At 62.1% G+C, this 8,949-nt stretch carries 11 protein-coding genes and 1 pseudogene; 10 read left to right on the top strand and 2 right to left on the bottom strand.

The genetic code is table 11. The annotated features are described in order from the left end of the window. Together IRZ12_RS12845 and IRZ12_RS12840 are read right to left on the bottom strand one after the other, a co-directional pair. Positions 1 to 973 (bottom strand): tripartite tricarboxylate transporter substrate binding protein (locus IRZ12_RS12845; RefSeq protein ID WP_296469028.1); only part of this gene is annotated, 973 nt, incomplete at its 3' end. Between the two features lie 26 nt (positions 974 to 999). Then, positions 1,000 to 1,947: an ABC transporter substrate-binding protein gene (locus tag IRZ12_RS12840; RefSeq protein WP_296469027.1), complete on the bottom strand. Its 948-nt coding sequence runs from the start codon at positions 1,945 to 1,947 to the stop codon at positions 1,000 to 1,002. A 197-nt stretch (positions 1,948 to 2,144) separates the two neighbouring features. Here IRZ12_RS12840 and IRZ12_RS12835 point away from each other — a divergent pair, with 197 nt between their 5' ends. The 10 genes and pseudogenes from IRZ12_RS12835 (at position 2,145) to IRZ12_RS12795 (ending at position 8,912) form a co-directional block, all read left to right on the top strand. After that, entirely contained in the window at positions 2,145 to 3,146 is a 1,002-nt protein-coding gene (locus tag IRZ12_RS12835; RefSeq protein WP_296469025.1) for a tripartite tricarboxylate transporter substrate binding protein, read from the top strand. Positions 3,147 to 3,283: 137 nt separating this feature from the next. Continuing rightward, positions 3,284 to 3,754, top strand: coding sequence for a MarR family transcriptional regulator (locus IRZ12_RS12830; protein ID WP_296469023.1), 471 nt, complete (start codon positions 3,284 to 3,286; stop codon positions 3,752 to 3,754). After that, positions 3,751 to 4,950 carry a multidrug effflux MFS transporter gene (locus tag IRZ12_RS12825; RefSeq protein WP_296469021.1) on the top strand — a complete coding sequence of 400 codons (1,200 nt, stop codon included), beginning with the start codon at positions 3,751 to 3,753 and terminating at the stop codon, positions 4,948 to 4,950. Before IRZ12_RS12830 ends, IRZ12_RS12825 begins: the two co-directional genes overlap by 4 nt. An 8-nt stretch (positions 4,951 to 4,958) precedes the next feature. Further along, positions 4,959 to 5,255: a LysR family transcriptional regulator gene (locus IRZ12_RS12820; protein ID WP_296469019.1), complete on the top strand. Its 297-nt coding sequence runs from the start codon at positions 4,959 to 4,961 to the stop codon at positions 5,253 to 5,255. A gap of 85 nt (positions 5,256 to 5,340) precedes the next feature. After that, entirely contained in the window at positions 5,341 to 5,841 is a 501-nt protein-coding gene (locus IRZ12_RS12815; RefSeq protein ID WP_296469017.1) for a fumarylacetoacetate hydrolase family protein, read from the top strand. Next, positions 5,816 to 5,953: a hypothetical protein gene (locus IRZ12_RS12810; protein WP_296469015.1), complete on the top strand. Its 138-nt coding sequence runs from the start codon at positions 5,816 to 5,818 to the stop codon at positions 5,951 to 5,953. The genes IRZ12_RS12815 and IRZ12_RS12810 overlap by 26 nt, the downstream gene beginning before the upstream one ends. A gap of 211 nt (positions 5,954 to 6,164) precedes the next feature. Next, positions 6,165 to 6,935, top strand: coding sequence for a LysR substrate-binding domain-containing protein (locus tag IRZ12_RS17580; protein ID WP_367181590.1), 771 nt, complete (start codon positions 6,165 to 6,167; stop codon positions 6,933 to 6,935). Then, positions 6,818 to 7,105: pseudogene (locus IRZ12_RS12805) on the top strand (Bug family tripartite tricarboxylate transporter substrate binding protein); the annotation flags it as partial. The gene IRZ12_RS17580 and the pseudogene IRZ12_RS12805, both read left to right, overlap by 118 nt. A gap of 49 nt (positions 7,106 to 7,154) precedes the next feature. Then, the gene (locus tag IRZ12_RS12800) at positions 7,155 to 8,351 is read left to right on the top strand and encodes an FAD-dependent monooxygenase (RefSeq protein ID WP_296469013.1); all 1,197 of its coding nucleotides are present in this window, start codon (positions 7,155 to 7,157) and stop codon (positions 8,349 to 8,351) included. 9 nt (positions 8,352 to 8,360) lie between these two features. After that, a complete protein-coding gene (locus IRZ12_RS12795) occupies positions 8,361 to 8,912 on the top strand; it encodes a DMT family transporter (RefSeq protein ID WP_296469011.1) in 552 nt (183 codons plus the stop codon). The last annotated feature ends 37 nt before the right edge of the window (positions 8,913 to 8,949 follow it).

The raw sequence follows: 8,949 nt of genomic DNA, 5'->3' as shown, positions 1-8,949 counted from the left end.
CAGCAAACCCCACACTGAAACCCAAAGACAAGGACGGCTGCGCCGTCCGCGCTATCCTTCCCCGCCCTGAACGGCGGGGCTTGTCGCGCACCGGGTCAGCCAGGCGCTGGGTGAGCGCGGGGGAGCGCAATGTTGCGTTTATCGCATCATTGAGCTTTTGTACCACGGTGTCGGGGGTTTTTGCCGGTGCGAAAACGCCCCACCAAGAACCGAGGGCCAATTCGGGCATCGGCTTGCCCAGCGCTTCGGAGAAGGTCGGCACGTCAGGGAGCAGGGGGGATCGCTTCGTGCCCGTGATGGCGAGGGGACGTACGCGATTTTCCTTGATGTAACCGATTGAGCTGCTCAGCCCGGTGATGACCATGGAAATCTGCCCGCCCAGCAGGTCGGTCAAGGCCGGGCCCGAGCCCTTGTAGGGAATCTGCTGCATGGTGATGCCGGCGGCTTTTTTCAGGACTTCGCCTGCCAGGTGGGTCAGGTTGCCGTTTCCTGCGGTGCCATTGGTCAGCTTGTCAGGATTGGCCTGGGCGTAGGCGACGAGCTCGGGCAGGCTCTTGGCGGGAACGCGAGGGTGCACCACCAGGGCAAGGGGCGCAATGCCTACCGATGCGACGGCGCGCAAGTCCTTGAGCGGATCGAAGGGCATTTCCCGCATCAAGCTCGGGTTGGTCGCGAGGGTCAGGTCGCCGAACAAGAGCGTATAGCCGTCCGCATTCGCACGTACGACTTCCATGCCGCCGATATTCCCATTGGCGCCCGGCTTGTTCAGGACCACGATGGGTTGACCAAGGGTCTTGCTCAGCTCGGCAGACAGCTGCCGGGCGAGGATGTCCGTCGGCCCGCCGGGGGCGTATGGGACGACGAGGGTGACGGCCCGGTCAGGGAAGGAAGCTTGGGCGTAGGCCGGCGTCAATGCGGCCAGACCGCCGATGGCGCCTATCATGCGCAGCATCGTTGTCTTGAATTTGTCCATGGATGTCTTCAGAAAAACGGTATGAATCAGGTACCGAGGTCGTGGGGTAGGCGGACGAAGAGATCGTCAATGGCCACAGGCTCGGGAATGAAACGCTGCTCGTGCATGTACTGGACAAGCGCTTGCAGCGTGGTGCGGTTGGCGTCTACGCCGTAGGGAAAGGCATCGCCGTGGAAAACCTCGTCGATCTCCTCCACGTCATTCCATTGCCATGGCAACATGGTTGCCAGCGTGCCGGAGAAGCGCAGCCGGCGCATCGCCAATCGTTTCGATTGCACGAACGCTTTGTACAGGCTGCTGGCCACCCAGGGATGCGCCTCGTAGAGTTCGCGACGCATGGCAACGAGATGCATGATCGGGAATATGCCCGTTTCTTCGTAGAATTCGCGCTCTACGTCGCGATAGTTGGGAAAGAGGCGTGCAACGTCCGGACTGGTGTCGAGCGATTCCGGTTTGCGTGAGCCGATCAGCGCGTCGATGTCTCCACGCGCCAATAGCTCGCTCAGCGAATAGGGCGTTTCGTTCTGCTCGATGGATACGCCGGGCGGCAGGGGAACAACGGGCGGCTGGCCATGGGGGCCGGCTTTCTCGACGGCACCTTGTACCCAGTGGACCCCGCTCAGGTCAATGCCATATTGGTGCATGAGGTGGCCGCGTATCCAGATTGCGGCGGTTTGCGTGTACAGCGTGACGCCGATGCGTTTCCCGGCCAGGTCCCGTGGCGCCTGGATCCCGGCTCGTCGGTTGACGTATATGTGGCCGTGCCGGAAGGCGCGCGACGGGAATACCGGCAGGGCGACGAACGGGCACTGCTTGCGTGCCGTCATGGTGATGAATTCGGAACTCGAGAGTTCCGACACGTCGAACTCAAGGCCACCTACCATGCGATCGAAGGTTTCGCGCGAGTCTTCGATGGGGATGTAATTCAACTCGATGCCTTCGGGTTGGACTTCGCCGCTGCGTAAAGCTTCCATTCGGTCGAAGCGACCACATGCAAAGGTGAGTTTGAGACGAGGCATGGCACATCAGTGGACGGATTCGGTCTCCTATTATTGGGCCTGCGGCCAGGCCTGATGGCCTGGTAAGCGTGATATGACCCATCTCATTTCGGAATGGCGCGGGGGTGACGCTTCCTTAGAATCGGCGCAAACAACAACCCTGCTCCGAGACCATGAACCCCCGTCCTCCTATTCGGCGTCGCGTCCTTGCGCTCGCCGGCGCGCTGCTGAGCCTGAATGCCGTCCCTGGTGCGTGGGCAGCCGACCCCTATCCCTCGCGCACGATTAACCTGGTCGTTCCCTATGCGCCCGGCGGCTCCACGGATCTGCTCGCGCGCCAGTATGCCCAGGCCTTGGGGCGCCGCCTGGGGCAGACCATTGCCGTCCACAACAAGCCGGGGGCGAACGGCAATATTGGCGGGATGGAGGTCGTGCGCGCCAAGCCCGACGGCTACACGCTCTTGTTCGGCGATTTGACGCTGGCCACTAACCCCAGCTTGGTCCGCGACATGCCGTTCCAGCCCATGCGGGATCTGACTCCCATCGTTCCCGTTGGCCATGCGCCGCTCGCTTTGCTGGTCAATCCCAACAAAACGCCGTTCAAGTCGGTACGCGATTTGATCGACTTTGCGCATGCCCATCCCGGCGAACTGACCAACGGGACGGCGGGGAACGGCAATCTTGGGCATTTGGGATTCGAGGTGTTCAAGCTCGCCGCCAAGGTAGAGATCCGCCAGGTGCCTTACAAAGGCTCCGGGCCCGCCGTCACCGATTTGGCAGGAGGGCAAATTTCCATGGTCATGACGGGGCTCAGCGGCACGGAGGGCTATCTGGAATCGGGCCATTTGCGCGCCCTGGCGATCACGGGGACCGAGCGGTCGCAGCAATATCCGCAAATTCCCACTTTGTCCGAGGCGACCGGGTTGCCGCTCCCCGAGCTGAACCTCGGGTCATGGTGGGGCGTCTTCGGTCCGGCAGGGCTGGCTACCGATGTGGTGGCCCGCCTGAACGAAGCCAGTATCCAGGCCATCTCGGATCCGGAAACCGTTGCCCGCTTGCATCGCATGAATGCCCGTCCGAGCCCCGGTTCGCCGCAGGTGTTGCGAGAGCAGCTCAAGAGCGAGACGGAGACGTGGGGCAGGATCATCCGCCAGATCGGATTGCAGCCCAACTGAACTAGCGCAAGGCGTCATCGCTCTCGTTGAGGTGACGGTCGAGTGTCGCGCATGGCGAATGTGGCCCATCTCGCGGGCTAGCCAGGCTGCTGCCTAATAGGTTGCATGCGAACTAATTTTGAGGAAAAATGGTTCGCATGCAACCTAATTCTTCCATTTCATCGCCAGGCGAGCCGCATGCCCATGCGCGTTTCGGCAGCCTGATCGGCGCGGTGTTTCGTAAATGGCGCCGCGAGGTGACCCAGGATTTCAAGGCCATGGGGCTCACGGATGCCACGTGCGCCCCATTGCTTGCGCTCGTCGAGTGGCCGGTCCAAGCCGTTCGCCAAAAGGATTTGGCCGAGCGCCTGTCGCTGGAGAAATCGTCGCTCGTGCGGATCCTGACGCAATTGCGCGACATGGGGTTGGTGGAATGGGAAACCGCTGAGGATGACCGTCGTGCGAAATCCATCCGCCTCACGCTACAGGGCCGGCGCCTGGCTGAGCGCATCGTGGCCAAGAGCATGGAGATCGAAGCCCGCATCCTGGAGGGGCTGACGGCCGAGGAGCTCCAGACTACCCGTGAGGTGCTGGGCAAGATCGTGCGCCGTTTCGAGGTGCAGGAATGAGCGCCGCGGGCCAACCCTTCGCCCCCGCCGTCCGGGCGCCGCTGTGGCTGCTAGTGCTGGTCACGTTGAGCGGCACGATGGCCATGCACATTTTCATGCCTGCCTTGCCGCTGGCGGGAGCCGACCTGGGCGCGAGCCCTTCGGGGATGCAGCAGACCATTACCCTGTACGTCCTCGGCCTGGCATTCGGCCAATTGATCTACGGTCCCATTTCCGACACGATCGGTCGCCGCCCGACGCTGTTGGCCGGATTGGGGCTGTACTTCGCCGCAAGCGTTTTCGCCTTGTTCGCGACGTCGCTGGAGTGGCTACTGGCGGCACGGCTCGTGCAGGCGCTCGGGGGCGCTGCTGGCATCACGCTCGGGCGTTCGATCGTGCGCGACATCTCCACGCCCGAACGCGCCACGAAAGACCTCGCGCTGCTCAATCTGCTCACGCTGGTCGGGCCGGGCCTTTCTCCCATCGTCGGATCCTTCCTAGCCGACAGCTTCGGCTGGCGCGCCGTGTACGTATTCCTGGTGAGCATCGCCAGCGTGATGGTGCTGTGTGCTTGGAAGCTCCTGCCGGAAACCAACCTGAACCGGGCCTCGTTGGCCTTCGGCACCATTGCCAAGGACTACGCCCGATTGGTGAGCAACCGGCGCTTTGTCGGATTCGCGGTGGGCGGCGCATGCTCCAGCACTGCGCTTTATCCGTATCTCGCCTCGGCGCCCTACATCGTGCACGAACAGTTGCACTTGCCCATCTCGCACATTGGCTGGTTCGCTGCGGTCACCATCGTGGGCGCCAGCATGGGGTCGGCGCTCACCCGGCGCCTGGTGGGCCGCATCAAAGTCGAGCGCTTCTTATACGCGGGCGCCGGCTTGAGTTTGACGATGGCCTGCCTGCTGCTGATCGTGCAATCCCTGGGCTGGCTGAACATTCCGTGGTTGATCGCCATCACTTTCACGCTCACCGTCGGTTGCGGGCTGTCCAGTCCCGCCGCCTTGTCGCGGGCGCTGTCCGTGGCCCCGGGCTTGATCGGGTCGGCTGCGGGGCTGTACGGTTTCGGCCAGATGGGGGCGGGGGCGATCGGAACCATGCTGGTCGGGTATGGCGCGGATCCTGCTATCTCCTGCGGCGTGGTTCAGGTCTTCCTGACGGTGTCGGCGTTACTCGCCTTCCGGCTTGCCACGTTACCCAAGAAAGAAGAATAGAGACAGCCATGAAATCCGGCATCGAAAACATCGACCTGAATCTACTACTCGTTTTCAAGCATGTTTTCGACTGCCGCAGCGTCAGCAAGGCCGCAGAAAAGCTAGGGCGCAGCCAATCCATGGTGAGCTACGACCTCGCAAAGCTGCGCCGCCACTTCGGTGATCCGTTATTTACCAAAACGTCGACAGGGGTCCAGCCCACTAAGTTGGCCTGCGAATTGGCCGGCCCCATCGCCGGAGGACCTCGCTACGGTCGTGCTCTCGGCGGAAAGGGGTGTAGCCCGAAGGTTCTCTTTTCGAGATAGCTCATATCTCCTGCCTTGTGAAGGGGGGGCGGCACTGATTAAATCCACGCATCGAAAATAATTACGTTGCGAGGATGACTTCGTCATGAAAGTGCTGCGGTTCAACCATGGGCGCCTGGGAATCTCGGATGGCGCCAAGGTCATCGACGAGACCGAGCAGTTCGGCGGCGAACAATGGCCTCCCGTTGGCGTCAATCGCTTGATTCGCGATTTTGCCCAGCATCGTGCCAGGTTCGAGGAAATGCTGGCTTCCGAGGCGGGCGTGCCGCTAGAGGCCGTTCGCCTGGAGACTCCGGTTCCGTGGCCGAACAAGTTGATGGCGTACCCCGTCAATTATCACGACCATGCCAAGGAAATGGCCTCCAAGGGGCTTGCCAGCGTGCAAGGCTATTTCCTGAAGGCAAATTCGTCGTTGGTCGGCCCGCAGGATGAAATTGAGCTGCCGGCTTTGCCGGGGCGGGAAGTCCATCACGAATGCGAGATCGCGCTGATCATTGGCAAGCAGGGGCGCCAGATTGCGCCCGAGGATGCGCATCATTGCCACGGGAACGCCGGCGGGCGTGGACAAGGTCCTGCCCGGGGATGAGGTGACGATCGAAGTCCAGCATGTCGGCAGGATGTCCCTGAAGGTGGTCCAGGGCACGAAAGGTGCAAACCTGGTGTTCGACAAGCCGTATGAGTTCGTCCGGGCGGGGTAGTGCCATGAAGGATTGCGCCGCTACGGGATGCGCCGGTTCGTGCTCGATACCCCGGCACACATTCCCGCGGTAGAGATTTCTGATCTGGGTGTCAGCCCAGGCCGGTTCACAGGTCCTGGAGGTTTCCGGCAAACCCGTTCTTGAAGAGGCGGGATGCTTCCGGACGAGCCGACGCTGACGCGTACGCAATGCAAAGGCTGTTCTTCACGCCATCCAGGTCCCCGCCGGCAAGGTCAGCATTGCCTTGCCGCGCCGCTCCGCGGGACTGATCGCTCCGAGGATCGTCGAGCGATGCCGGCTCGAGATACCGCGCGTGCGCCTGAACCTGTTGGAGGGAACTGCTGCGAACGTACATGGCTGGATGGTTCGGGGCGAGGCCGACGTTGCGTTGACGTACAACGCCGATCTCGGCGCAGGCTTCCGTGTGCTCCCTTTCATGTCGGAGCGGTTGGTGCTCTTCTCTTCTCCGGGATTGGCGCTCCAGCACTTCGGCATCGAGGGGCCGCCGCGGGTTTGCGCAGTACAGGACCTCTCCCGCGTGCCCTTGATTCTGCCGCGCAAGCCGGATGTCGTCAGGGTCCTCGTGGAGCGACTGGCGGCGGGCCACGGCTTCAAGCCCAACGTGGTGTTCGAGGCCGATGGCCTATCGACGATCAGGGGCATGGTGGAGTACGGGCAGGGCATGGCCCTCTTGAGTTTGAGTACCTCCTGGAACTATTCGGTCGAGCAGGGGAGGTTGGTGGCCATTCCTGTTTCGTCCCCGCTCGTGAGCTGGAAGCTTCACCTTGCACATAGCCTGAGGTCCGAAGGCGGTGCAGCCGTAAGCCGCGTCTTCGAGATCGTCAGGCGCGAAGCAATCGCGTTGCGCGAGTGCCCGACGTTCCCAGCGCGACGGAGGCGGGCGTGGCCCATCTTTCGTTTAGCTCGTGGAACGGCATCGTGGCGCCCAGCGGCACGCCCAAGAGTGTCATTGCCGTCTTGAACCGTGCGGTGAACCAGACCATCAGCGACCCGGCGGTCCGCAGTGATTTGGAGAAGCAAGGGTACGAGGTCGAAGCGCTGGACGCCGACCAATTCCAAGGCTTCGTGCGCGAGGAGTTCGAGAAGATTCGCGCCATCGTAAAACGGCTCGATGCGACGGTTCGCGATTAAGCCCGTCAGCGCGAGTTCGCGTCCCTACATTTCAACTGGAGTCTGATTCATGTCGTCAAGTTCTCAAGCCAACTGCCTGATTGCGGGCGCCGGCCCGGTCGGGCTTACCCTGGCATACTTGTTGGGAACAAGCGGTGTCAGGGTAACGATCGTGGAAAAGGATCCCGCCTTGCAGAAGGACTACAGGGCTTCCACTTTCCATGCCGCCACGCTCGACCTGCTCGAGCCCTATGGCATTTCCCAGCCATTGATCGAACGTGGCATAAAGTGCCCCATCGTCCAATACCGCACATGGTCCGACGGCGTTATCGCGACGCTGGACCATGCATTGATCGAGGATGAAACGCGCCACCCGTATCGCCTGCAATGCGAGCAATTCAAGTTGTCAGAGTGGTTGCTGGGTGCCCTAGAGAAGATTCCGAACGTCGAAGTCCGATATGGTTGGGAATTGACGGGCTTTACCATGGCCGACGATGCCGTCACCGCGACCGTCACCGACGGGCGCAGCCCCCGGCAGGAGACCTATTCCTACCTGTTCGGCGCGGACGGTGGGAGAGGAGTGACTCGTCGCATCCTGGACATTGCCTTCGAAGGATTCACGTATCCCGAGCGCATTTTGGTCCTGGGGACGCGGGCGGATCTCTCACAGCTGATTCCGGGGCTGGCATCGGTCAATTACGTCGCCGACCCGGAGCACTACGCGCATATTTTGCGAATTCCGGACATGTGGCGCTTGAGCCTGCCTTTGCCGGAACAGGTCGATGATGTGCAGGCCCTCGAGAGCGACTATATCCGGTCGCGGGTGGAACCGCTCATCGCTGGCTTCGATGCGCGCGACATTGCGGTAAAGAAGGTCTATGCCGTTCACCAGCGCGTGGCTGCCGCCTACGGCAGGGGGCGCGCCTTGCTGGCCGGCGACGCTGCGCACCTCAATAACCCCAAGGGAGGCATGGGCCTGAACGGAGGCCTGCACGACGCGGTTAGCCTATTCCGGCACCTGACGGGCCACTGGGACGATCCGGCCATGGTGCTCAGCCTGTATGAGGCCCAGCGCCGGCCGGAGGCAATCCAAGCCATCCATAAACACACGCAAGCCAACTACAACGCACTCAAGGGCGTCAATGTTTCGCGGGAGGCATTGGTCGCACGCTGGCAAGAACTCGAGCGGGACAAGGACGCGCAGCGACGGTTCTTGTTGGATGCTTCCATGCTTTCCTCCGTGCGCCGGTGCGGGTTGCTGACGTAAAGAGGACCATTGCTGCGAATCTTTCCGGTACGCAAAACGCGGGGTTGCGGGGAGGCCGCCGGTTTCCTCCGCACGGAGGAGGCGCGTCCCCGCCGCCACTATGATAGGGGTTCTCATCTTCATCCCAGCGGAGCCCCTATTGTCTGCCACAGCATTCCCCACGAGGCTGCCAGCGCGCTACTGCAGCCGTGGGTATGGCGACCGATCGATGCCTCCCAATTCGCGGGCATGGCCGCCCTGGCTGTATTCAGCACGCTCGGCTTGACCTTCGTCACGCAGGCGTTCCGGCTGGCGCCGCCCGCGGTGGTGGCTCCCTTCGATTATTCGGGGCTGATTTGGGCTGCGTTGTTCGGGTGGATATTTTGGGGAGAGGCGCTCGACGCCTGGACGTACGTGGGCGCGGGCCTCATTGCTGCGGGAGGGATCTTGGTCGTGACCCGCCAGCCGCGGGGCGATGAACACGTGGCCGCGAGCGAGGAGCGGTGCTCGAGGAATAACGAGGCCGGCGGGAGCAAGGCTGATGCACTACCACAAGTCGGAAAGTGCCAAAATTGCGATTAAATGCGGATTGTTGTAACGTATTTAGCAATTAGAATTA

Origin of the sequence: Pigmentiphaga sp. (assembly GCF_019689535.1) — a bacterium.
GTDB lineage: Bacteria > Pseudomonadota > Gammaproteobacteria > Burkholderiales > Burkholderiaceae_B > Pigmentiphaga.
Note: the sequence above shows the minus strand (reverse complement) of the source record. Positions and strands in the feature narration are given on the sequence as shown.